Source organism: Pseudomonas sp. HB05, from assembly GCF_016756915.1.
Lineage (GTDB): Bacteria > Pseudomonadota > Gammaproteobacteria > Pseudomonadales > Pseudomonadaceae > Aquipseudomonas > Aquipseudomonas alvandae.
This window is the reverse complement of sequence record NZ_JAESPG010000002.1, coordinates 24,173-46,712: the sequence shown is the minus strand read 5'-3', so window position 1 is coordinate 46,712 and position 22,540 is coordinate 24,173. Positions and strand designations below refer to the sequence as shown.

Genomic DNA, 22,540 nt, shown 5'->3' with positions numbered 1-22,540 from the left:
CGTCAAAGCGGCACGACCTGCCCGGCCCAGCCATCGCCACTGCGACGGGCGATAACCAACGACTCGCCAACGCCGGGTGCCGCTGCGATCAGCGAACCGCCGGGGCCCCAGATCGCGCTGCGACCCGCTGACTCCCAGCCCCCGGTGGCGCCACCATGATTGGCCATCAGGACCGTCATGGCGTGTTGCCGGGCATAACCTTGCAGCAACGTCGTGTCCGGCAGGTAGCCGCCTTCGGTGATCAACACACCCGCCGCATACACCGTGGCGCCCCGCTCCGCGGCTGCGGCGGCATGGCTGGCGTGGCAGAAATCGGCACACACCGCCCAGGCGACGCGATCCGTCCCCATCCGCAGCAACGAACCGCCATGACCAGGCGCAAAGGCGACCTCTTCGCCAGGGTGCAAGTGCTGTTTGCTGTAGACCCCAAGGGAGCCATCCGCCCCCAGGATCAATGCGCCGATCATCACGGGTGCGCCTGCCAACAGGCGGATCGGCATGCCGACCACAGTGGTCAAACGCAACTCGTGCGCCAGGTCGCGCAGCGGCTGCAAGATAGCGTCGTCAGGCAGTATCGCCAACTCCTCGGCCAGATCCCGCTCATAACCGGTGAGTGACAACTCGGGAAATACCAGCATTTGCACGTCCTGCTCGGCAGCGGCCTGCATGAAAGACTGGTGGCGCAGTCGATTGGCGCTGACGTCCCCGGCAATGGATATGGCCTGTGCGGCAGCAAAGACTGAAGCGTTCATGGTTCGTCCGAAAGAGTCAGAACAAGGCAGGAGTTTGTCATAAAGCCGGCCGGACTCAAGCGAGGCGAATGTTTTTAAACGCCTGATAGAATTTTCTTATTGAACGGCTGCGTCGCGCTCTAGTAAGCTCGGGACCATTCATCGGAGACAGACCATGTTCAACGCCCTCTCACCGCTTCAACCTGCCAGCGCCCTGCGCTCGCTTGCGGTTGCCTGGGCGAACAAGGTGCAGACTCCGGTCAGCTTTTATTTTGGGTATTGGTTTAGCCACTGGCGCGCCTGATACCCAACCGGCGCCCATGAAAAACGGGTCGCCTTCCAGAGTTTTCCAAACCCCCGGTCGGCCTCCCGACCGGGGGTTTTGTTTTTCAGGCCCCAGACATTCGCAGTACCAGACAACTTGAGGATTGAGCCATGAACTACGCCACTTATTACCGTTACGACAGTTTTTCCGCCTGGCGATTTACCAGCCACCGCTCGGGACAGCCTGCCGCCTCCGATCGGTCACCTACCGGTGGCATGCCTACGTTGCGGGCCATTACGGCCAATTGTCGAACACCCCAATAGGGCCGACGCGCGGGACTGAACCCGCTGCCCGTCCAGGAAGCCAGATCATGAATTCGTCCGTCTCCGCTTTGCCGCTGTCCACGCTCAATCCTGCCAATGAAGCCTTGACCCTGCGCTTGCCAAGCGCGTTGCAGCTCAAGCAACAATTGCCACTTGATGCGGCGTTGAGTCACCAAGTCGGCGTCCATCGCCAAGCGATCCGCGCAATCCTCAATGGCGAGGATTCCCGCCTGTTGGTCATCGTCGGCCCTTGCTCCATCCACGACCCGAAATCCGCTCTCGAATACGCCGCCAACCTGGCCCGTCTTGCCCGGGAGGTGAGCGACAGCATGCTGCTGGTGATGCGTGCCTACGTCGAGAAGCCGCGCACCACCATTGGCTGGAAAGGCCTGGCCTACGATCCTCACCTCGACGGCAGTGATGACATGGCCGCCGGTCTCGGCCTGTCTCGGGAATTGATGCGTGAAATGCTGCGACTCGGCCTGCCCGTCGCCACGGAGTTGTTGCAGCCCATGGCTGCCGGTTACTTCGACGACTTGCTAAGTTGGGTAGCGATCGGCGCCCGCACCACCGAATCGCAGATTCACCGGGAGATGGCCAGCGGCCTGGGCATGCCGGTAGGGTTCAAGAACGGCACGGACGGCGGCGTCGGCATCGCCTGTGACGCCATGCGCTCCGCGGCTCACCCTCATCGGCATTTCGGCGTCGACAGCCAGGGACATCCGGCGATCATCCAGACCCCGGGCAACCCCGACACGCATTTGGTGCTGCGCGGCGGCCATCGCGGTCCGAACTACGATCGCCAGAGCGTGGCCCAGATACACGACGACCTGGCTCGCCTCAAAATCCCGCCCCGCATCATGGTCGATTGCAGCCACGCCAACAGCGGCAAGGACCCACTGCGCCAACCCCAGGTGTTCAATGACGTTTTGGAACAACGGCTACTGGGCAATCACGCCCTCATCGGCATGATGCTTGAAAGCCATCTGTTCGAGGGCTGCCAGCCATTGGGCCCGGCGATGCGCTACGGGGTGTCAGTCACCGATGGGTGTCTCGGCTGGGAATCCACCGAGCAGCTATTACGTCAGGCTCACGGCAGGTTGCAATCGCTGGCGTGAACGCCTTGAACCATCGGCAAGCCCTCATTCGGTGCGGGGCTTGCCGCCGCCAGGCAGCCCGGAACGCACCTGAAGGGTCTCGGTGGCAGACCGCTGGCTGACATCATCCAGGCGCTCTACCTGATAAAAGAAATGGACCGGACGGTCGAGTTGATCCCGCCAATAAGCGGCGGGCACCTTGAAGACCACCGGCTGGCCTGCCGTCTCCTCGGTAATCAAACAGTCGCGGACGGTGAAATAAATGCCATCGCACTGAAACCAGACCAGTTCCCCCGCCTCCAGTCCAACCCCGTCGATGACCACTGTCGCCGCGTCATCAAGCGCGTCGACATCAAGCCAACCATCATGCGCCTCCAGGATGACCGGCGCCTTCAGCGCGGGGCGCACCAGCGGACCTATGTGGATCGACAACGATTCGGCCCGGCGCACCAGGTGCCCTCGCCTGACGACATAGGTCAAGCTCAGCGAATGCCCCAAATGGGGAGCGATATTGGCGTGTTCAATCCAGAACGAAACTTCACGGCCCACCGCATAGGCTTCGATATCGAGTTCGTCGCGCCATAACGGCTTCGAATCACGGCTGGCAATGAGGATGATTCGATCGCCTGCCGCCATTCTTGAATATGGCCGCACGGTGAGCAGCGTGCCCTCAGGTACTCGCTTTGGATCGAGACTCCCACCCACCGCATCGTTGGCGATGGGCGGCAACAAATGCGTCGGTACATCTCCGATCACCAACTGCAAGGGGTCCGAAACCAGCCCGTCGGTCAGTTGCTTGCCGGTTACCCGATACGAAAGTTCCAACGAGCCCCCCTCCAACTCGGCGAGGTGAGGTTCGCGCACGACAAACACGACGTCGCGCCCTACCTGCCGTCCCGTGACAAACCGGCGGACTTCATGACGGTATGGCTCGCCATCGTTATTGAGGCCATGCCAACGCAACAGCACTTCATCGCCACAGGCCATCATCGGGTATGGCACGACCGTGACGACAACCTTGCTCCAGGCGGGATTGATCACGCCTCCCTGGGCCCTTGCCAGCACAGGCGCCGGCAGTTTGTGCGGCGAACGCCTTGTTTTGGCAACAGATGATTCAACAGTCATTTCCTGGCTCCAATCCTTGGACAAAGGCACCGCCTGATGTGACGGTGCCGGATGAAGCCATTGAAATTGCTTGTGCCCAGACAGGCAATCAGACAACACGACGCGAAGAGTAGTCTCCAGCAACTGAGGTTGTAGCTTTGAAGTGCGCTCGCTATCAGACGCATCTCTTGGTCCTAGGCATCATCCCGCCTCGCAAGAAACTTCTCGCGTTCTTTATTCCGGTTTCCGCAGCTCGCAGCGGTCTTGTCCTACACCGCCCGCTCATCGCCTCGATTAGAGTGGCGCTGGCAACACAACATGAACCTCTTCGAAAAAGGTATGAACATGCAACGGAATGCAACTACGCGCTTTCCCATCTTATTGGTCCATGGTTTGTTCGGGTTCGAAAAGGTTGGGCAATCCGAACTTTTCCGTGACATCAAAGAAGCCCTACGTACGGCCGGTGCCCGAGTGTTCATCCCGTACGTATCAGTCACGCACTGCAATGAGGCCCGTGGCGAGCAGTTACTGGCGCAGATTGAGCGGGTCCTTGATGGGACCGGTGCCCCCAGGGTCAACCTGATCGGTCACGGCCAAGGCGCGCTGGCCGCCCGCTATGCTGCGGCGATGGCACCGGACCTTGTCGCCTCGGTCACTTCGGTCAACGGGCCCAATCAGGGTTCGGAACTGGCGGACTTCCTGCGCAAGGCGTTGACCCCAGGCCGTCTGCCGGAGCAAGTCGCGAGTCGGGTCGCGACGCTTTTTGCCGACTTCATTTCATCGCTCAGCGGCCAGGCAAAGCTCCCGCAACATGCCATCGCGGCACTGGCAGCGCTGACCACCGAAGGCGTGGGCGCGTTCAATGACAAATACCCCCAAGGCCTGCCCCGTAGCTGGGGAGGCAACGGCCCGCAAGAGGTCAACGGCGTGCGCTATTACTCGTGGAGCGGGACGGTGCGAGACACCGCGGATACCGCGCACGGTTTCTGCCAGGCCTTCTCCGAATATTTCATCACCGAGGCTGGGCAGAACGATGGCATCGTCGGGCGCTACAGCTCGCATCTAGGCAAGGTCATTCGCTCCGATTACCCCATGGACCACTTGGACGCGATCAACCAATCGGTCGGCGGCGAACGATGCAAGGGAACCGATCCGGTGGCGCTCTACCTGAGGCACGCCGAGCGCCTGCGAATCGTCGGGCTTTGACGCATTTTTGACAACAAACCCGTACCAATTCCGGTAGGCTGACCACTTTTAAAGACATTGAAAGGATTTTTCCCATGGCCAAAGCCACTGCCCGCCACATCCTGGTTTCCAGCGAAGAGAAGTGCAACGAACTCAAGGCTCAGATCGAAGGTGGCGCCGATTTCGCTGAAATCGCCAAGGCCAATTCCACTTGCCCGTCCAGCCGCCAGGGCGGCGACCTGGGTTCGTTCGGTCCAGGCCAGATGGTCAAGGAATTCGACACCGTGGTCTTCAGCGCCCCCATCAATGTGGTCCAGGGCCCGGTCAAGACCCAGTTCGGCTATCACCTGCTGGAAGTGACCAGCCGCCAGGACTGATCCCGGTCTATCGACATGACGGCCCGCCTTTTGGTGGGCCGTCATGTTTGGGTCATGCGAGGGACTGGCGATCGACACGTCGCTCGCGTACAAATCGTGGTCATCGATCACCCGGCGTTAAGGCTGACAATGCGACTGGCGTTTCCCTCCTGGCTGTTCACTGCCGTGCTCCTGCTGACAGGCGCCGCAACGGTGAATGCTACCCCCCAACATGCCCTGACCGTTTACGGCGAACCGGCCAAGTACGCCGAAGGTTTCGGTCATTTCGCCTATGCCAATCCCCAGGCCCCCAAGGGCGGCACGATGCGCCGCTCAGCCATGGAGATCGGCCATTTCGACCACGTACTGCCCTATATCGACAAAGGCATCGGCGTCAGCCAGGTCGATGGCATGCTCTATTCGCCACTGGCCCAGCGCTCGCTGGACGAGCCCTATACCGTCTACGGGCTGGTTGCCGAGAAAATGGAACGCGCCGAGGACGGCCTGTCGATACGTTTCTACCTCAATCCCAAGGCACGTTTTGCCGATGGCAAGCCCATCACCGCGCAAGATGTGCGCTACAGCTTCAATCTGCTGATGACCCAGGGCAGCCTGCGCTATCGCACCCAATTCGCCGCCGTCAAGGGTGTCGAGGTGGAGTCGGAACGCACCGTTCGCTTCGACTTCAAGAACAACGAAAGCCGCACCCTGCCCCTGGACATCGCCACCCTGCCGGTTTTCCCCGAGCACTGGTGGAAAACCCGCGACTTCGCCAACGGCGGCGGCTACGAGCCGCCCCTGGGCAGCGGTCCATACCGGGTGAGCAAGGTCGACTCGGGCCGCAGCATCACCTTCGAGCGCAACGCCGACTGGTGGGGCAAGGACCTGCCGGTCAGCCGCGGCCTCTATAATTTCGACCACTTCAGCATCGAGTACTTCGGGGACACCGACGTGGCCCGGCAAGTCCTGCGCGGCGGCGCGTACGACTACAACCGTGAGTTCTCCGCCACCGGCTATTCCATTGGCTACGACAGCCCCGCCCTGCGCGACGGTCGCCTGCAAAAGGCCCACCTCGCCACCGAGGCGCCCCAGCCGGCCCAGGGCTTCGTGTTCAATCTGCAACGACCACAATTCCAGGACCGCCGCGTACGCCAGGCGCTGGCCATGCTCTGGGATTTCGAGTGGAGCAATCGCCAGATGATGCGCAACCTCTACGTGCGTCAACAGAGCTATTTCTCCAACACCGACCTCGCCGCCCGGCAACTGCCCGATGCAGGCGAACTGGCAATTCTAGAACCGTTGCGCGGCATGGTACCCGAGGAGGTCTTCAACCAGGTCTTCGAGGCGCCGAAAACCGACGGCAGCGGCATCATCCGTGACAAGCAACTGCAAGCCCTGGCATTGCTGGAACAGGCCGGCTGGAAACCTGACGGCGATCGCCTGGTGAACGCCGAAGGCGAGGCCCTGAGCTTCACCTTCCTGGTGACCCAGAACGGTATCGATCGCCTCCTGCTCCCCTATAAGCGGACCCTGGCGCAGATCGGCATCGACATGAACATCCGGCGCATCGACTCGTCCCAGTATGTCAACCGCCTGATGAGCCGCGACTACGACATGATCATCACTGGCTATCCCGTCAGCACTTCGCCGGGCACGGAACTCTACAACTACTTTGGCTCGGCGGCGGCCACCGACCCCGGCGCGAACAACTACATGGTCTTGCAGAACCCCGCCGTGGACGCTCTCATCGACGGCCTGGTCAAAGCCACCACCCAGGGCGATATGCTCCGCCATGCCCATGCGCTGGACCGGGTGCTGCAATGGAATTACTACTGGATTCCCAACTATTACCCGCCCGGCAGCTCCACCGTGTGGTGGAATCGCTTCGGCATGCCGAAAGTCCAGGCGAGCAATGACGAAGCCATCGAGAGCTGGTGGGAAGTCAGCACCACGCCGCTGACCAACGAGCAGATGACCGCCGAACGCATCAAGCGCGGCTCGCCTGGAGGGCATCACTGATGTGGACTTACATTGCGCGGCGCCTGCTGCTGATCATTCCCACGCTGGTGATTATCCTGCTGGTGAACTTCGTCATCGTCCAGGCCGCGCCGGGCGGACCGGTGGAACAGGCGATCGCTCACCTGCAGGGCATCGGCGGGGCCGGCGTCGGCAGCTCGGGCAATGCCATGACCGGCAGCTCCCGCGCCAGCCGTGGGCTGGACCCGCAACTGATCAAGGACATCGAGAAACAGTACGGCTTCGACAAACCCGCCCACGAGCGCCTGTGGCTGATGCTCACCAGCTACGCCCGCCTGGACTTCGGCAAGAGCTTTTTCCGCGGCGCCACGGTCACCGACCTGATCCTGGAAAAAATGCCGGTGACGATTTCCCTCGGGCTCTGGGCGACATTGATCACCTACCTGGTGTCGATCCCACTGGGCATACGCAAAGCGGTGCATCACGGTTCGGCCTTCGATGTGTGGAGCAGCACTGCGATCATCATCGGCTACGCCATGCCGGCGTTCCTGTTCGCGATGTTCCTGATCGTGGTGTTCGCCGGCGGCACTTCGCTCAATTGGTTCCCGGTGCGCGGCCTGGTCTCGGACAATTTTGAATCCCTGTCGACCCTGGGCAAGATCGCCGATTACTTCTGGCACCTGGTGCTGCCGGTCACGTCGCTGGTGATCGGCGGCTTCGCCACCCTGACGATCCTGACCAAGAACTCGTTCCTCAACGAAATCACCCGGCAATACGTAGTGACCGCGCGGGCCAAGGGCATGAGCGAACGCCGGGTGCTGTACGGCCACGTGTTCCGCAACGCGATGCTGCTGGTGGTGTCGGGCATTCCCCAGGCATTCATCAGCGTGTTTTTCGCCGGCTCGTTGCTGATCGAGGTGATCTTCTCCCTCGACGGCCTGGGCCGCATGAGCTATGAAGCCGCCGTGTCCCGGGACTATCCGGTGGTGTTCGGCTCGCTGTTCATCTTTACGCTGTTCGGCCTGCTGATCAAACTCATCGGCGACCTCTGCTACACCCTGGTGGACCCGCGCATCGACTTCGCCGCGAGGAACGCCTGATGTTCAAGCTTTCCCCCTTGGGCCGCCGCCGGTTCGAGCGCTTCAAGAAGAACCGTCGCGGCTGGTGGTCGCTGTGGTTGTTCATCGGTCTGTTCATCCTGACGTTGGGCGGTGAACTGATCGCCAACGACAAACCCCTGGTGGTGAGCTACCAGGACTCGCTGTACTTCCCGGTGTTCAAGCGCCACACCGAACAGGAGTTTGGCGGCCAGTTGCCGTTCCAGGCCGACTATCGCAGCAGTTATGTCCAGGACCTGATTCACAAGGGCGGCGGCTGGCTGCTGTTTCCGCCCATCCCGTTCAGCGATGACACGCCCAACTACGACCTCAACCAACCGGCGCCAAGCCCTCCGTCGAGCGTCAACTGGCTGGGCACCGACGACCAGGCGCGGGACGTCCTGGCGCGGGTCATCTTCGGCGCGCGGGTGTCGATCCTGTTTGCCCTGGCCTTGACCGCCATCAGCGCGTTGATCGGCATCGCCGCCGGGGCCTTGCAAGGTTATTACGGCGGCTGGGTGGACCTGCTTGGGCAACGCCTGCTGGAAGTCTGGTCCGGGCTGCCGGTGCTCTACCTGCTGATCATCCTGTCCGGTTTCGTCGAGCCGAATTTCTGGTGGCTGCTGGGGATCATGGCGCTGTTTTCCTGGCTGGCCCTGGTGGACGTGGTACGTGCCGAGTTCCTGCGCGGGCGCAACCTCGAATACGTCAAGGCCGCCAGGGCTTTGGGCTTGTCAGACCGCAAAGTCATCGTTCGGCATATCCTGCCCAACGCGATGAACGCCACCCTGAGCTACCTGCCCTTTATTCTCACCGGGGCGATCTCCACCCTGACGGCCCTGGATTTCCTCGGATTCGGCATGCCGGCCGGCAGCGCATCCCTGGGTGAGCTGATCGCCCAGGGCAAGCAGAACCTGCAAGCACCGTGGCTGGGACTGACGGCGTTTTTCACGTTGGCGCTGATTCTTTCCCTGCTGGTGTTTATCGGTGAAGCGTTGCGAGACGCGTTTGACCCTCGGTCTTGACCCACGATCATGAAGCGGAACCTTGAGATGAGCGACAACCTGATCGAAATTCGCGACCTGAGCGTGGCCTTCAACGACCAGACGGTGGTGCGCAACCTGTGCCTGGACATTCGCCCCGGCGAGTGCCTGGCACTGGTGGGCGAGTCGGGTTCCGGCAAGTCGGTCACGGCGCATTCGATCCTGCAACTGCTGCCGGAAACCGGCACGCGCACCACCGGCAGCATTCGCTATCGCGGCGAGGAACTGGTGGGTGCCGAGGCCAAGACTTTGCGCGAACTGCGCGGCAACCGGATCGCCATGATCTTCCAGGAGCCGATGACCTCGCTGAACCCGCTGCACAGCGTCGAAAAGCAGATCGGCGAAACCCTGATGCTGCATCGAGGCCTGGGTGGCAAGGCCGCGCGCCAGCGCATCCTGGAACTGCTCGCCCTGGTCGGCATCCAGAAACGCGCCGAACGCCTCAAGGCCTATCCGCATCAGCTTTCCGGCGGCCAGCGCCAACGCGTGATGATCGCCATGGCCCTGGCTTGCGAGCCGGAACTGCTGATCGCCGACGAACCGACCACCGCCCTCGACGTGACCGTGCAGCGCAAGATCCTGCTGCTGCTCAAGTCGCTGCAGCAGCGCCTTGGCATGTCCCTGCTGCTGATCAGCCACGACCTCAACCTGGTACGCAGCATCGCCCAACGGGTGTGCGTGATGAAGGCCGGGGAAATCGTCGAGCAGGCGCCGTGCGAGACGCTGTTCAGCGCACCGAAACACCCCTATAGCTGCGAATTGCTGCATGCCGAACCGGAAGGCGAAGCCCTGCCCCGGGATGAACGCGAAGAAGTCCTGCAAGTCGAGGACCTGCGGGTCAGCTTCCCCCTCGGCGGTGGGTTGTTCCGGCGCAAGGAATATCTGCGCGCCGTGGACGGCATCAGCCTGAGCATCCAGCGCGGCAAGACCCTGGGCATCGTCGGCGAGTCCGGCTCCGGCAAATCCACGCTCGGCCAGGCGATCCTGCGGCTGATCGAATCCGAAGGCAGCATCCGTTTCCAGGGCAATGCGCTGGATCATCTGTCACACAAGGAACTGCGGCCCTGGCGCAAACAGATGCAAATCGTTTTCCAGGACCCGTTCGGCAGCCTCAGCCCGCGCATGTCGGTGCAACAGATCATCAGCGAAGGCCTGGAAGTCCATAGTCCCTCCAGCGCCGCGCAGTGCGAAGCGCGGGTGATCCAGGCGCTCAAGGAAGTCGGTCTCGATCCACAGAGCCGGCATCGCTATCCCCACGAGTTTTCCGGCGGCCAGCGCCAGCGCATCGCCATCGCCCGGGCGCTGGTGCTCAAGCCAGCGTTGATCCTGCTGGACGAACCCACCTCAGCCCTCGACCGCACCGTGCAGAAACAAGTGGTCGCCCTGCTCCGCGACCTTCAGCAAAAGCACGGCCTGACTTACCTGTTCATCAGCCACGACCTGGCGGTGGTGCGCGCCCTGGCCCACGACATGCTCGTGATCAAGGACGGCAAGGTGGTCGAACAAGGCGCCAGCCATGACGTGTTCGACTCACCCCAGCATCCGTATACCAAGGAGTTGTTGGCGGCGGCGCATCCGGGGTCAGCCTGACGCGATCAGGCGTCGCCTCGCTGATCCATGGCGTGGGCAAACTCGCCAATCACCTCGACCACCTGCTGCGCGCCGCGATGGATGTCCAGGATCACCGTGCCTGCCTGGTTCGCCAGCTTCACGCCTTGCTCTGCCTTGAGCGTACTGGATTGCATGCTGGTCACCGCCTGCCTGGCCAGCTCGCGGTTCTTGCCGACCACGTCGGAGATGGCCACGGTGGCCTGGCTGGTGCGGCGCGCAAGGTTGCGCACCTCATCGGCGACCACCGCGAAACCACGCCCCTGCTCCCCGGCCCGGGCTGCTTCGATAGCGGCATTGAGCGCCAGCAGGTTGGTCTGCTCCGCGATCCCGCGGATGGCGTCGACGATGCTGCCGATTTCTTCGGACTGGGCACTCAAGGCACCAATGCCCAGGGCGACCTGCTGCAGTTCATCGGCAATGCTCTGCACCACCGTCACGGTTTGCTGGACAACCGAGGTGCCCATTTGCGTGTGCTCATCGGTTTTTCGCGATGTTTCGAAGGCCAGTCGCGCCGCTTTTGATTCAGTCTGGCGCTGCTCGACCTCGCGAGTGCTGTCGGTGGCGAACTTGACCACGCCATACAAGCGGCCATTGGCGTCGTAGAGCGGGTTGTACGTTGCTTGCAGCCAGACCGTCGCGCCTCGTTTATCGACGCGCTGGAACAGCCCGCTCATGTATTGGCCACGGTTCAGCGCGGCCCAAAAGCCGCGATAGGCTTCGTCCTGCACTTCGTTGGGCTTGCAGAACAGGCGGTGGTGCTGGCCGAGCACGTCTTCGCGTCGATACCCCATGACCTTGAGGAAATTGTCGTTGGCCCGCAGCACGGTACCGCTCAGGTCGAACTCGATGACCGCCATGGAACGGTCGATCGCCTGCATGACACTGGACTCGGCCTGGGCGCGCAGCACGCGCTCGTGGCGGTCGCGCACTATCTGGATAACGCTTTGAATGCCTGAGCCCTGACCGCGCACCGCTACATAGCTGGCCTCCACCCAGATCCCATCGCCCTCGCGCCGCCGGTGCAGAAACTGCGCCTCGGCGCTTTCGCCACGCCCCAACTGCTGCCACAACGCTGCGTTTTCCTGGCTGCGGGCGTAGGCAGGTTCGTAGAACATGGAATGATGCTGGCCCACGATCTCGTCGAGAGAATAACCGGTCATTTTCAGAAAAAGCGCACTGGCGCCAAGCACCTCGCCCGTTGCGCTGAACTCGACCATCGCCATGGCGTCATGGAGCGCCACCCGCTCCGCTTCAAGAATCGCCTGCCTGGCCTGGATGTGTTGCAAAGCGTCCTGATGCTTGCGAGTGCGAATGAACATGGGTACCGCTCCCCGAGACGTTGACTGGACAGCATTAAGCCATCACCCAACAAAACTTGTACAGTTTTATATTTCTGTACAATTCAAAGAGCTTTTCTCTTTACGCAGCTTGGTCATCAGCTCCAGCCCATCTTCCAACGCCTGCTGTCCCGTAGCGCCTGCCAGTCCATAAGCTCGCTGCGGGCGCTGTGAACAGCCTGCAACTCGACCTGGGTCGGTGCTCCCTGATCGTCGCAAAGCAACTGGATGACGAGAAAATGCTTCTCCCGATTGACCGGCTCGCAGGCCGTCCACTTGGAAAGCTTGAGCTTCCGAGGATTGAATTTGTTCATGGTTCGTTCGCAATTTTTATGTACAGAGTCGCTCAACTGTACAAGTTTATAGATCACCTCACCACGACGATTCAGAAGGGAGTGTTGAACAGCCTTCGTGCCTCGGCATAATGCCGCCAAACGACCGGCTTCCTACCGCAAGCCTGCCCTTCCCGGAAATGGACGATGAACCCCACCGAAAGCCTCAAGGATTACAAGCGCGTGCGCACGCTGGCGATCCGCTCGTTGTTCGAGATCATCGAGCAGTCCAGTGAAGGCACGGTGATCGTCGACCGTGACGCCAATATCGTCTGGATGAACGAACGCTATGCCCGTCGCTTCGGCCTGAATTCGGCGCAGGAGGCCATTGGGCGGGCGTGCGAAAGCGTCATCCCGGGCAGCCTGCTGCGCGAGGTGGTGCGCACCGGGCGGCCGATCCTGCTGGACATGCAGGACACCCCCAAGGAACCGCTGGTGGTGATGCGCCTGCCGATCCATGACAATGCCGGCGCGGTGATCGGCGCCATCGGCTTTGCCTTGTTCGACGAATTGCGCAGCCTGTCGCCGATGCTCAAGCGCTACTTGAGCATGCAGGAGGAGCTGGCCTCCACCCGCTCGCTGCTGCGGGCGCGGCAGACCAAGTACAACTTTGCTCATTTCATTGGCACCAGCAGCGCCGGCCTTGAAGTCAAGCGCCGCGCCCGACGCAGCGCCAGCACCGATTCGCCGGTGCTGCTGCTCGGTGAAACCGGCACCGGCAAGGAGTTGCTGGCCCAGGCAATCCACAGTGCCTCGCCGCGGGCCCACAAGGCCTTCGTCAGCATCAACAGCGCCGCGATACCGGAATCTTTGCTGGAAGCCGAGTTCTTCGGCACCGCGCCCGGCGCTTTCACCGGCGCCGACCGCAAGGGCCGCGCTGGCAAACTGCAAATCGCCCAGGGTGGGACGCTGTTCCTCGACGAAATCGGCGATATGCCGCTGCCCTTGCAAAGCAAACTGCTGCGCGTGTTGCAGGAAAAAGAATACGAACCGGTCGGCTCCAACGAGGTGCTGCAAAGCGACGTCCGGGTGATCGCCGCGACATCCACCGACCTGGAAGCCGCGATCAAGCGCGGCGAATTCCGTGCGGATCTGTATTACCGCCTCAATGTATTGCCGATCCAGGTCCCGCCGCTGCGCGAACGCCTGGATGACCTGCCCGCCCTGAGCGAGGCGATCCTCGAAGAACTGCGCAGCCAACACGAACTGCACCGCGACGCCCTCGACCTGCTGGGCCAGCATGCGTGGCCGGGCAACATCCGGGAGTTGCGCAACGTGCTGGAACGCGCGGCGCTGCTCAGTGACGACCTGGTGCTCACCGCCACCGACATTCGCGCGGCCATTGGGACTTTCACTCCGGTCGTGCGGGCGACGATCCCCAGCCTGGAGCCGTTGCCCCAGGAAACCTTCAGCCAGGCCCGGGCCCGATTCGATCGACATCTGATCGAAACCACCCTCGCGCAATGCGATGGGCGGGTAATCGAGGCTGCCGAGCGGTTGGGGCTGGGCAGGTCGACGCTGTACAAGAAGATGGTGGCGTTGGGGATTGCGGAGTCTCAACAAAGAGACTCAATTCTCTATAAATAGACTTCTAATTTGGAGCGCTTTGCGCTCATCGCGAGCAAGCTCGCTCCACAGGAATTGGCGTTCTTCCTGATACCGAGATCACCTGTGGGAGCGAGCTTGCCCGCGATGAGATCAGCAATCCCAATAAAAATCTCAAAACAGAGACAAAGTTCTCAAGCTCTCCTCACAATTCTCAATAAATCCCTTATATTTCAGCCACTTAATCATCTGGCACAAAACTCGCTATAGCCCTCCCCACGCATCACCCCACAAAAATAACAATCCAGGAGACACACCATGAGTGTGATCATTGCCTTGGCAGCCCTCACGCTGCTGATGGTTGCCGCCTACCGTGGCTACAGCGTTATCCTCTTCGCCCCCATCGCCGCCCTCGGCGCGGTCCTGCTCACCGATCCGTCCGCCGTCGCCCCCGCGTTCACCGGGGTGTTCATGGACAAGATGGTCGGCTTCATCAAACTCTATTTCCCGGTGTTCCTGCTCGGCGCGGTGTTCGGCAAGCTGATCGAGCTGTCGGGTTTCTCCCGCTCCATCGTCGCGGCGGCGATTCGCCTCTTGGGCACACGCCAGGCCATGTTGGTGATCGTGCTGGTCTGCGCGCTGCTCACTTATGGCGGCGTGTCGCTGTTCGTCGTGGTCTTCGCGGTGTACCCGTTCGCAGCCGAGATGTTCCGCCAGAGCAATATCCCCAAGCGACTGATCCCGGCCACCATCGCCCTCGGCGCCTTCTCGTTCACCATGGACGCTTTGCCCGGCACGCCGCAGATCCAGAACATCATCCCGAGTACCTTCTTCAACACCACCGCCTGGGCGGCACCGTGGCTGGGGGTGATCGGTACGCTGTTCGTGTTCAGCATCGGCATGCTGTTCTTGCAGCGCCAACGCAACAAGGCCCTGCGCCTGGGCGAAGGCTACGGCACCGAGCTGCGCAACGAGCCGGAGACCGCCGAAGACATCAAGCTGCCCAATCCCTGGATCGCCGTCTCGCCGCTGCTGGCGGTGGGGATCATGAACCTGCTGTTCACCCAGTGGATTCCCCAGTGGTACGGCAAGACCCATAGCCTGGCGTTGCCGGGCATGGCGGCACCGGTGACCAGCGACGTCGCCAAGCTCACCGCGATCTGGGCCGTGCAAGCGGCCTTGCTGGTGGGCATCGTCATGGTGCTGCTGTTCGGTTTCCGGGCCATTCGCAGCAAACTCGCCGAAGGCAGCAAGAGCGCGGTGGGCGGTGCGTTGCTCGCGGCGATGAACACCGCCTCGGAATACGGTTTCGGTGCGGTGATCGCCTCCTTGCCGGGCTTCTTGGTACTGGCCGACTGGCTCAAGAGCATCCCTAATCCGCTGGTCAACGAAGCCGTGACCGTGACGCTGCTGGCGGGCATTACCGGCTCCGCGTCGGGTGGCATGAGCATCGCCCTGGCGGCGATGTCGCAAACCTTCATCAACGCTGCCAATGCCGCCAACATCCCGCTGGAAGTGCTGCACCGGGTGGCCGCCATGGCCAGCGGCGGCATGGACACCCTGCCCCACAACGGCGCGGTGATCACCTTGCTGGCGGTGACCGGGCTGACCCACCGCGAAGCCTACAAAGACATTTTCTGCATTACGCTGATCAAGACCCTCGCGGTGTTCTTCGTGATCGGTGTGTTCTACGCCACTGGCATTGTGTGAGGTTCCCTATGACAACCACTCTTGCGGGCAAGACCGCCCTGGTCACCGGCTCCACCAGCGGCATCGGCCTGGGCATCGCCCTGAGCCTGGCCAAGGCCGGCGCCAACCTGATCCTCAACGGCTTTGGCGATGCGTCGGCGGTAGTCGCCGAAGTCGCGCAACACGGTGTAAAAGTTGGCCATCATCCGGCCGACGTCAGCGACCCGGCACAGATCGCCGACATGTTCGCCTACGCCGAGCGCGAATTTGGCGGCGTCGACATTTTGGTGAACAACGCCGGCATCCAGCATGTGGCCGCCGTGGAGGATTTTCCGGTGGAGCGCTGGGATTCGATCATCGCCATCAACCTGTCCTCGGTGTTCCACGCCACCCGCCTGAGCCTGCCGGGCATGCGCGCCAAGGGCTGGGGACGGATCGTCAACATCGCCTCGGTGCACGGCCAGGTCGGTTCCGTGGGCAAGGCGGCGTACGTCGCGGCCAAGCATGGGGTGATCGGCCTGACCAAAGTGGTCGGCCTGGAAACCGCCACCAGCAACGTCACCTGCAACGCGATCTGCCCGGGCTGGGTGCTGACGCCGCTGGTGCAGAAGCAGATCGACGACCGCATCGCCACGGGTGTGGACCCGCAACAGGCCCAGCATGATTTGCTGGCCGAGAAGCAGCCGTCCCTGGAGTTCGTCACCCCGCCGCAACTGGGTGAACTGGTGCTGTTCCTCTGCAGCGAAGCCGGGAGCCAGGTGCGCGGCGCGGCGTGGAATATTGATGGCGGGTGGTTGGCCCAATAACGCCGCGACCCCGAGCTTCTGTGGCGAGGGAGCTTGCTCCCGCTCGGCTGCGCAGCAGGCGCCTCTTGGGCCCGCTTCGCAGGCCAACGGGAGCAAGCTCCCTCGCCACATCCAGCGCCTTGTGCTGAACTATTTGTAAGCCCCAAAACAAGAGGCAAACCATGTCCGACATCCTCTGGCAACCCAGCCCCGAACGCATCGCCCAGTCGCGAATGGACGCCTTTCGCCGGTTCGTCAACGAACGGTACTTGCTGCAACTCAACGACTACCCAACCCTGCACGCCTGGAGCATCGAGCAGCGCGAAGCCTTCTGGCTGGCCATCGTCGACTTCTTCGAGATTCGCTTCCAGCAAGCGCCTAGTGCGGTGCTCGAAGAAGGTCCGCAAATGCCCAGCGCCCGCTGGTTTCCTGGGGCGACGCTGAATTTTGCCGAACACCTGCTGCGCCGCCGCGACAGTGCCGTGGCGGTGGTAGCCGTCAGTGAAAACGGCGACAAAGAGCAGCTGACCTGGGCCGATCTCGCCGCCCATGTCGCCGGCCTGCAACAGAGCCTGAAAGCCGCCGGCGTGACCCAGGGCGATCGGGTCGCCGCCTGCATGCCCAACACCTGGCAAACGTTGGTGGGCATGCTCGCCACCACCAGCCTGGGCGCCATCTGGTCGTGCTCGTCGCCGGACTTCGGCACCCAGGGCGTAATCGACCGGTTCGGCCAGATCGAACCCAAGGTGCTGATCACCTGCGCCGGTTATCGCTACGCCGGCAAAACCATCGACCAGCGGCCCAAGGTCAACGAAATCCTCGAACGACTACCGTCGCTGCGACAATTGATCGTGCTGCCCTACGCCCAGCCCGATGCCCGCGTCGAAGACTTCAAGACCCCGGCCCGCGTGGCGCTGTGGGACGGTTTCTACCAACGGGGCGGCGAGCCGGTGTTCACACCCGTGCCGTTCGATCACCCGCTGTACATCCTGTATTCCAGTGGCACCACCGGCGTGCCGAAGTGCATCGTCCACGGCACCGGCGGCGTGCTGCTGCAACATGCCAAGGAACACGGTTTGCACGTGGACCTGGGCCCCGAAGACCGGCTGTTTTACTACACCACTTGCGGCTGGATGATGTGGAACTGGCTGGTGTCGGCGCTGGCCATGGGCAGCGCGGTGGTGCTGTATGACGGCTCGCCGTTCCACCCCGGCCCCGAACGCCTGCTCGACCTGATCGACCGGCAACACGTCAGCGTGTTCGGCACCAGCCCCAAATACCTGGCCGCCCTGGAAAGCCAGGGCATCAAGCCACGCCAGACCCACGACCTGGGCAGCCTCAGGACCATCCTGTCCACCGGCTCGGCCTTGGCGCCCCACAGTTACGATTATGTCTACCGCGACTTCAAGGCCGACGTGTGCCTGGCCTCGATGTCCGGCGGCACCGACATCGTGTCGTGCTTCGTCAACGGCAACCCGCTGGCCCCCGTGCGCCGGGGCGAAATGCAGGGGAAGAGCCTGGGTATGGCGGTGCAGGTCTGGAACGAGGCCGGCGAAGCGGTGGTGGGCGAAAAAGGCGAACTGGTCTGCACCCGGCATTTCCCGGCGATGCCCATCGGGCTGTGGAACGATCCCCACCAGGAAAAGCTTCACGCCTCCTACTTCAGCCAGTTCCCCGGCGTCTGGGCCCAAGGGGACTACGCCGAAGAACTGCCCCACGGCGGCCTGCTGATCCACGGACGCTCCGACGCGGTGCTCAACCCTGGTGGCGTGCGCATCGGTACGGCGGAAATCTATCGGCAGGTGGAAAAAGTCGCAGAGGTCCTCGACAGCGTCGCCATCGGCCAGCAATGGCAAGGGGATGTGCGGGTGGTGCTGTTCGTGCGCCTGCGCGAAGGCGTGGCGCTGGATGACGAACTGGAGCAGAAGATTCGCCAGGTCATCCGCGCCAACACCACACCGCGTCATGTGCCAGCGAAGATCCTCGCGGTCAGCGATATTCCGCGGACCATCAGCGGCAAGGTGGTGGAGCTGGCAGTGCGCAACGTGGTGCATGGCGAGGCGGTAAAAAACACCGATGCACTGGCTAACCCCGAGGCGTTGGAGCAGTTTCGTGGGCGGGTGGAGCTTGCGAGCTGATCTGAATGTTTTGCTGGGCTTGAGGGCCTCATCGCGAGCAAGCTCGCTCCCACAGCGGATTGTTTGCACCCAAATCCCCTGTGGGAGCGAGCTTGCTCGCGATGAACGATAACGCGGTTGCACTACGAACCGATCAATCCATCAGCCCCCATTCCCCGCCCGCCGACGGATCAGCCGGTGGCGCCGCCCCCGACTCCGCATGGAGCTTGAGCCGCAAGCGCAGATTGTTCGCCGAATCGGCATTTTTCAACGCCTCTTCTTCATCGATCGCCCCTTCCACCACCAGGTTGAACAACGCTTGGTCGAACGTCTGCATGCCCAGTTCTTCGGATTTTTCCATGATGCCCTTGAGCTCACCCAGCTCGTTGCGCCGGATCAGGTCGGCCACCGTGGGCGAACCGAGCATGACTTCCACCGCCGCCCGCCGCTGGCCGGTGCGGGTGCGTACCAGGCGCTGGGAGACAAAGGCCTTGAGGTTGTTGCCCAGGTCGTGAAGCAGTTGCGCCCGGCGTTCCTCCGGAAAAAAATTGATCACCCGGTCCAGGGCCTGGTTGGCATTGTGGGCATGCAAGGTGGAGATCACCAGATGGCCGGTGTCGGCGAAGGCCAAGGCATGTTCCATGGTTTCACGGTCGCGAATTTCGCCGATCAGCACCACATCCGGCGCCTGGCGCAAGGTGTTCTTGAGGGCGGCGTGGAAGCTGCGGGTATCCACGCCCACTTCCCGCTGGTTGACGATGGATTTCTTGTGCCGGTGAATATATTCCACCGGATCCTCGATGGTGATGATGTGGCCGCTGCTGTTGCGGTTGCGGTAATCGATCAGCGCCGCCAGTGACGTCGATTTGCCCGAACCCGTGGCGCCGACGAACAGCATCAACCCTTGCTTGTGCATGATGGTCTCAAGCAGCACCTTGGGCAGTTTCAGGTCTTCGAAGCGCGGAATGTCCAGCTTGACGTTACGTATGACCATGGACACGTCATTGCGCTGCTTGAAGATGTTGACGCGGAACCGTCCGACGCCGGCCAGGGAAATCGCCAGGTTCATTTCCAGTTCCCGATCGAACTCAAGGCGCTGTTCGGCGTCCATCAATGACTCGGCAAGCCCGGCGATGTCGCCGACCTTGAACGCCTGGTTGCTCAGCGGCTTGAGCACACCTTCGAAACGCGCGCAGGGCGGCGCGCCGGTGGACATATAGAGGTCGGAGCCGTCCTGGCTTGCCAGGATTCGTAACAAAGGATCAATTTCCATGGCCATAAAAACATCCGCGAACTTCAATGGACACGCTGACCCGAGCCAGAAAAACTTCAGATCAACCCGCGCTTAACTTCTTCAGAGGATAGTAGAAGCCGCAGCATCGACATGACATCCAGGGACTCCCGTGATGAACGCAATACCCGCCAGCAGCGACACACAGCAGTTGATCGCCCGCCTGGACTGGACCACCAGCCCGCTGGGCGCCAGCGAAACCTGGCCCCAGAGCCTGCGCACCGCCGTGGACATCGTGCTCCATTCGCCCATGCCGATGGCGGTGCTGTGGGGGCCGCAGCTGATCCATCTGTACAACGACGCCTACGCCCGCCTGGTCGGCGACAAGCACCCCAGGGCGTTCGGCCTGCCCACCCACACGGCCTGGCCGGAGCTACGGGGCGAAACCGAAAGGATTTATCACGGCGTGTTGCAAGGCCGCATGCGCACCTGCCGCGACCAGCGCTGGCGCATGCCGTTTGGCGGCCGCCTCTGTGATGTCTGGCTGGACCTGACCTACAGCCCCGTGCACGACGAACGTGGCAGCGTGGCCGGCATCCTGGTCACTGCCATCGAGACCAGCGAACGGCGACGCCTGGCCCAGGAATTCGAACGGCGCTCCGAAGCCAGCCTCAAGGCCCAGCAGGAAAGCGAAGAACGCCTGCAACTGGCCCTGGCGGCCACCGATGCGCTGGGCACCTGGGATTGGGACATCAGCGAGGATCGCTTCATTGCCGACGCGCATTTCGCCCTGCTCCATGGCGTCGACCCGAACCTGTCGCGCCAGTTGCCCATCAGCGCCTATCTCGAAGGCGTCCACCCCGAAGACCGGGCGATGGTCGCACGCAGCATCAAGCATTGCATCACCCATGGCACCGAATACGCCGAGGAGTATCGCCTGCTGCAGCCCAACGGCGAGTTGCGCTGGGTATTCGTGCGCGGGCGCTGCTACAAGGACCGCCATGGCCGGCCCAAGCGCTTTCTCGGCGCGGCCCTGGACCTGACCGAGCGCAAACGCACCGAACACGCCCTGCGCCAGAGCCAGACCGAGCTGCAACTGATCATCAACGCGATGCCGATACTCATCAGTTATGTCGACCGCGAAGAACGTTTCCGGCTGAACAATAGTGCCTACCTGAACTGGTATGGCCTGACCCCGCAGGAGCTTTACGGCAAGACCGTTCGCGAAGTCATCGGCGAGGAAGCCTACGCCGCCCGCGCCGTACAGATCGCCGACGCCCTGGCAGGCAAGCCGTGCAGCTTCACCGCTGAGTCGGCCCACCGCGACGGGCGGCCGCGTCATGCGCTGATCAATTACCTGCCGCGCCGGGGCGGTGACGGGTCGGTGAATGGCTTCTACATCTTTGTAATCGACGAGACCGAGCGCAAGAAAACCGAGGAAGCCCTGCGCAACCTCAACGAAACGCTGGAGGAGCGGGTAATCGCCCGCACCCAGCAACTCGCCGAGGCCAACCACCGCTTGCAAAGCGAGATGTTCGAGCGCGAGCGGGCCGAGGAAGCGCTGCGCCATGCGCAGAAAATGGAAGCGGTGGGCCAGCTCACCGGCGGCATCGCCCATGACTTCAACAACATGCTCACCGGCATCCTCGGCAGCCTCGACCTGATGCAACGCTACATCGCCGCCGGTCGTGCCGCCGAGATCGGTCGTTTTACCGAAGCGGCGATTTCCTCGGCCAACCGCGCCGCCGCCCTCACCCATCGCTTGCTGGCCTTCTCCCGACGCCAGTCGCTGGATCGCAAGCCACTGGATGCCAACACGCTGGTGCGCTCGCTCGAAGACCTGCTGAGCCGCACCACCGGCGACCACATCGTGCTACGGCTGCAATTGGCCGGCGAGCTATGGCCCGTGAGCACCGACGCCAGCCAGTTGGAAAACGCCCTGCTCAACCTGGTGATCAATGCCCGGGACGCGATGCCCGACGGTGGCGAGTTGACCATCGAAACCGCCAACGTCTACCTCGACGGCAGCGACATCAGCACGCTGGAACCGGTGAAGGCTGGCGACTACGTGATGATCGCGGTGCGCGACAACGGCAGCGGCATGACCCCCGCCGTGCTGGCAAAAGCCTTCGATCCATTCTTCACCACCAAGCCCATCGGCCAGGGCACCGGTCTCGGATTGTCGATGATTTATGGCTTTGCCCAGCAGTCCGGCGGACACCTGAGCCTGGACAGCGTGCCGGGCCAAGGCACCCGGGTGCAGTTGTACCTGCCACGCCTGCGCGTCGCACCGACTGAGCAAGCCACGGAACCCTCAGTCACCGACGCACCCGCGGCCATCGCCGGAGAAACCGTGTTGCTGGTGGAAGACGAACCGGCGGTGCGCATGCTGGTGCTCGACCTGCTCGCCACCCTGGGCTATACCGCTCTCGAAGCCGAGGACGCCAAGCGGGCCCTGGTGTTGCTGGAATCCGGACAACGCATCGATTTGCTGGTGACCGACGTCGGCCTGCCGGGCATGAACGGCCGGCAACTGGCGGAGATTGCCCGTCAGCACCGACCCGATCTGAAAGTGCTGTTCATGACCGGTTACGCGCAGAAGGCCACCGAGCGCCAAGGGTTCCTGGACCAGGGCATGGACATGGTCGCCAAGCCTTTTACCCTGGATTTGCTGGCGAACAAGATTCGAACGATGATCAACCATGACCACTGACT

Annotated in this window: 17 protein-coding genes and 2 pseudogenes; 13 read left to right on the top strand and 6 right to left on the bottom strand. The window is 62.4% G+C overall.

Annotated elements, in window-relative coordinates:
• Positions 1 to 2 precede the first annotated feature (2 nt).
• Entirely contained in the window at positions 3 to 752 is a 750-nt protein-coding gene (locus tag JMN22_RS02750) for a carbon-nitrogen hydrolase family protein (protein WP_030141406.1), read from the bottom strand.
• 154 nt (positions 753 to 906) lie between these two features.
• Here JMN22_RS02750 and JMN22_RS26640 point away from each other — a divergent pair, with 154 nt between their 5' ends.
• Both JMN22_RS26640 and JMN22_RS02745 read left to right on the top strand, forming a co-directional pair.
• A complete protein-coding gene (locus tag JMN22_RS26640; RefSeq protein ID WP_258647863.1) occupies positions 907 to 1,035 on the top strand; it encodes a hypothetical protein in 129 nt (42 codons plus the stop codon).
• A gap of 331 nt (positions 1,036 to 1,366) precedes the next feature.
• Positions 1,367 to 2,437 carry a 3-deoxy-7-phosphoheptulonate synthase gene (locus tag JMN22_RS02745; protein WP_030140555.1) on the top strand — a complete coding sequence of 357 codons (1,071 nt, stop codon included), beginning with the start codon at positions 1,367 to 1,369 and terminating at the stop codon, positions 2,435 to 2,437.
• A gap of 24 nt (positions 2,438 to 2,461) precedes the next feature.
• Here JMN22_RS02745 and JMN22_RS02740 read toward each other — a convergent pair whose 3' ends face one another.
• The gene (locus JMN22_RS02740; protein ID WP_236010235.1) at positions 2,462 to 3,541 is read right to left on the bottom strand and encodes a hypothetical protein; all 1,080 of its coding nucleotides are present in this window, start codon (positions 3,539 to 3,541) and stop codon (positions 2,462 to 2,464) included.
• A 324-nt stretch (positions 3,542 to 3,865) separates the two neighbouring features.
• Between JMN22_RS02740 and JMN22_RS02735 the strand changes: the two genes are divergently transcribed.
• From JMN22_RS02735 to JMN22_RS02710, 6 genes are all read left to right on the top strand, one after another.
• Positions 3,866 to 4,726, top strand: coding sequence for a lipase family alpha/beta hydrolase (locus JMN22_RS02735; RefSeq protein ID WP_030140553.1), 861 nt, complete (start codon positions 3,866 to 3,868; stop codon positions 4,724 to 4,726).
• Positions 4,727 to 4,800: 74 nt separating this feature from the next.
• Positions 4,801 to 5,082: a peptidylprolyl isomerase gene (locus JMN22_RS02730; RefSeq protein WP_030140552.1), complete on the top strand. Its 282-nt coding sequence runs from the start codon at positions 4,801 to 4,803 to the stop codon at positions 5,080 to 5,082.
• A gap of 129 nt (positions 5,083 to 5,211) precedes the next feature.
• Positions 5,212 to 7,080 carry an extracellular solute-binding protein gene (locus JMN22_RS02725; RefSeq protein ID WP_198795906.1) on the top strand — a complete coding sequence of 623 codons (1,869 nt, stop codon included), beginning with the start codon at positions 5,212 to 5,214 and terminating at the stop codon, positions 7,078 to 7,080.
• The gene (locus tag JMN22_RS02720) at positions 7,080 to 8,138 is read left to right on the top strand and encodes a microcin C ABC transporter permease YejB (protein WP_198795724.1); all 1,059 of its coding nucleotides are present in this window, start codon (positions 7,080 to 7,082) and stop codon (positions 8,136 to 8,138) included. The genes JMN22_RS02725 and JMN22_RS02720 overlap by 1 nt, the downstream gene beginning before the upstream one ends.
• Entirely contained in the window at positions 8,138 to 9,160 is a 1,023-nt protein-coding gene (locus tag JMN22_RS02715; RefSeq protein WP_198795723.1) for an ABC transporter permease, read from the top strand. Before JMN22_RS02720 ends, JMN22_RS02715 begins: the two co-directional genes overlap by 1 nt.
• Before the next feature lie 27 nt (positions 9,161 to 9,187).
• Complete coding sequence (locus JMN22_RS02710; RefSeq protein WP_198795722.1) at positions 9,188 to 10,768, top strand: ABC transporter ATP-binding protein; 1,581 nt, start codon at positions 9,188 to 9,190, stop codon at positions 10,766 to 10,768.
• 5 nt (positions 10,769 to 10,773) lie between these two features.
• Here the strand turns inward: JMN22_RS02710 and JMN22_RS26755 are convergent.
• From JMN22_RS26755 to JMN22_RS02700, 3 genes and pseudogenes are all read right to left on the bottom strand, one after another.
• Positions 10,774 to 11,223: pseudogene (locus tag JMN22_RS26755) on the bottom strand (methyl-accepting chemotaxis protein); the annotation flags it as partial.
• A gap of 105 nt (positions 11,224 to 11,328) precedes the next feature.
• Positions 11,329 to 12,108 (bottom strand): annotated as a pseudogene (locus JMN22_RS26750) (PAS domain-containing protein); the annotation flags it as partial.
• A gap of 116 nt (positions 12,109 to 12,224) precedes the next feature.
• Positions 12,225 to 12,440 (bottom strand): TIGR02450 family Trp-rich protein, encoded by a 216-nt coding sequence (locus JMN22_RS02700; protein WP_198795720.1) that lies wholly within the window; start codon positions 12,438 to 12,440, stop codon positions 12,225 to 12,227.
• 165 nt (positions 12,441 to 12,605) lie between these two features.
• Here JMN22_RS02700 and JMN22_RS02695 point away from each other — a divergent pair, with 165 nt between their 5' ends.
• From JMN22_RS02695 to JMN22_RS02680, 4 genes are all read left to right on the top strand, one after another.
• Positions 12,606 to 14,045, top strand: coding sequence for a sigma-54 interaction domain-containing protein (locus JMN22_RS02695; RefSeq protein WP_198795719.1), 1,440 nt, complete (start codon positions 12,606 to 12,608; stop codon positions 14,043 to 14,045).
• Between the two features lie 276 nt (positions 14,046 to 14,321).
• Positions 14,322 to 15,713 (top strand): GntP family permease, encoded by a 1,392-nt coding sequence (locus JMN22_RS02690; RefSeq protein WP_030141405.1) that lies wholly within the window; start codon positions 14,322 to 14,324, stop codon positions 15,711 to 15,713.
• Positions 15,714 to 15,721: 8 nt separating this feature from the next.
• Positions 15,722 to 16,498 carry a 3-hydroxybutyrate dehydrogenase gene (hbdH, locus tag JMN22_RS02685; protein ID WP_198795718.1) on the top strand — a complete coding sequence of 259 codons (777 nt, stop codon included), beginning with the start codon at positions 15,722 to 15,724 and terminating at the stop codon, positions 16,496 to 16,498.
• 161 nt (positions 16,499 to 16,659) lie between these two features.
• Positions 16,660 to 18,615 (top strand): acetoacetate--CoA ligase, encoded by a 1,956-nt coding sequence (locus JMN22_RS02680; protein WP_198795717.1) that lies wholly within the window; start codon positions 16,660 to 16,662, stop codon positions 18,613 to 18,615.
• A gap of 133 nt (positions 18,616 to 18,748) precedes the next feature.
• On the opposite strand, the gene JMN22_RS02675 is transcribed toward JMN22_RS02680, so the two are convergent.
• Positions 18,749 to 19,867, bottom strand: a complete 1,119-nt coding sequence (locus JMN22_RS02675; protein ID WP_198795716.1) for a PilT/PilU family type 4a pilus ATPase — start codon at positions 19,865 to 19,867, stop codon at positions 18,749 to 18,751.
• A gap of 133 nt (positions 19,868 to 20,000) precedes the next feature.
• Between JMN22_RS02675 and JMN22_RS02670 the strand changes: the two genes are divergently transcribed.
• Positions 20,001 to 22,538 (top strand): PAS domain-containing protein, encoded by a 2,538-nt coding sequence (locus JMN22_RS02670; RefSeq protein ID WP_030141401.1) that lies wholly within the window; start codon positions 20,001 to 20,003, stop codon positions 22,536 to 22,538.
• Positions 22,539 to 22,540 lie beyond the last annotated feature (2 nt).

Coding starts and splice junctions, on each gene's coding strand:
- JMN22_RS02745 (WP_030140555.1), top strand. CDS start 1,367: ATGAATTCGTCCGTCTCCGCTTTGCCGCTGTCCACGCTCAATCCTGCC.
- JMN22_RS02750 (WP_030141406.1), bottom strand. CDS start 752: ATGAACGCTTCAGTCTTTGCTGCCGCACAGGCCATATCCATTGCCGGG.
- JMN22_RS02670 (WP_030141401.1), top strand. CDS start 20,001: ATGAACGCAATACCCGCCAGCAGCGACACACAGCAGTTGATCGCCCGC.
- JMN22_RS02720 (WP_198795724.1), top strand. CDS start 7,080: ATGTGGACTTACATTGCGCGGCGCCTGCTGCTGATCATTCCCACGCTG.
- JMN22_RS02695 (WP_198795719.1), top strand. CDS start 12,606: ATGAACCCCACCGAAAGCCTCAAGGATTACAAGCGCGTGCGCACGCTG.
- hbdH (WP_198795718.1), top strand. CDS start 15,722: ATGACAACCACTCTTGCGGGCAAGACCGCCCTGGTCACCGGCTCCACC.
- JMN22_RS02735 (WP_030140553.1), top strand. CDS start 3,866: ATGCAACGGAATGCAACTACGCGCTTTCCCATCTTATTGGTCCATGGT.
- JMN22_RS02700 (WP_198795720.1), bottom strand. CDS start 12,440: ATGAACAAATTCAATCCTCGGAAGCTCAAGCTTTCCAAGTGGACGGCC.
- JMN22_RS02675 (WP_198795716.1), bottom strand. CDS start 19,867: ATGGAAATTGATCCTTTGTTACGAATCCTGGCAAGCCAGGACGGCTCC.
- JMN22_RS02715 (WP_198795723.1), top strand. CDS start 8,138: ATGTTCAAGCTTTCCCCCTTGGGCCGCCGCCGGTTCGAGCGCTTCAAG.
- JMN22_RS02725 (WP_198795906.1), top strand. CDS start 5,212: ATGCGACTGGCGTTTCCCTCCTGGCTGTTCACTGCCGTGCTCCTGCTG.
- JMN22_RS02690 (WP_030141405.1), top strand. CDS start 14,322: ATGAGTGTGATCATTGCCTTGGCAGCCCTCACGCTGCTGATGGTTGCC.
- JMN22_RS02740 (WP_236010235.1), bottom strand. CDS start 3,541: ATGACTGTTGAATCATCTGTTGCCAAAACAAGGCGTTCGCCGCACAAA.
- JMN22_RS02680 (WP_198795717.1), top strand. CDS start 16,660: ATGTCCGACATCCTCTGGCAACCCAGCCCCGAACGCATCGCCCAGTCG.
- JMN22_RS02710 (WP_198795722.1), top strand. CDS start 9,188: ATGAGCGACAACCTGATCGAAATTCGCGACCTGAGCGTGGCCTTCAAC.
- JMN22_RS26640 (WP_258647863.1), top strand. CDS start 907: ATGTTCAACGCCCTCTCACCGCTTCAACCTGCCAGCGCCCTGCGCTCG.
- JMN22_RS02730 (WP_030140552.1), top strand. CDS start 4,801: ATGGCCAAAGCCACTGCCCGCCACATCCTGGTTTCCAGCGAAGAGAAG.